The 634-nt window shown below is 55.7% G+C and carries 1 protein-coding gene; it reads right to left on the bottom strand.

Translation table 11 applies throughout. The annotated features are described in order from the left end of the window. The coding region (locus J7439_RS25840; protein WP_209204924.1) for a hypothetical protein at positions 1–634 on the bottom strand (634 nt) is incomplete at both ends.

The following is a 634-nucleotide window of genomic DNA, read 5'->3' on the forward strand; positions in this document are numbered from 1 at the left end:
TCGAGCGGTTTGCCCTTAACGACCTCGTCTTTGCCCTCCTGCCAGCCCTCTTTCAAGCAGGGCAGGGTCAGGAAGGCCTTCACGTCCTGATCTTTCGGTAAGCCTTTGCCATTACACATGGAGGAAACATTGGTGACCAGTGCCCGGTCGAGTGGTTTGCCCTTAACGTCCTCGTCTTTGCCCTCCAGCCAGCCCTCTTTCAAGCAGGGCAGCGTCAGGAAGGCCTTCACGTCCTTATCTTTCGGTAAGCCTTTAGAGGAACACATGGAGGAAATATTGGAGACCAGTGCCCGGTCGAGCGGTTTGCCCTTAACGTCCACGTCTTTGCCCTCCTGCCAGCCCTCTTTCAAGCAGGGCAGCGTCAGGAAGGCCTTCACGTCCTTATCTTTCGGTAAGCCTTTGCCATTACACATGGAGGAGATATTGGTGACCAGTGCCCGGTCGAGCGGTTTGCCCTTAACGTCCTCGTTTTTGCCCTCCTGCCAGCCCTCTTTCAAGCAGGGCAGGGTCAGGAAGGCCTTCACGTCCTTATCTTTCGGTAAGCCTTTGCCATGACACATGGAAGAAATATTGGTGACCAGTGCCCGGTCGAGCGGTTTGCCCTTAACGTCCTCGTCTTTGCCCTCCTGCCAGC

Source organism: Salinisphaera sp. G21_0, assembly GCF_017744115.1.
Taxonomy (GTDB): Bacteria; Pseudomonadota; Gammaproteobacteria; order Pseudomonadales; family Endozoicomonadaceae; genus Endozoicomonas.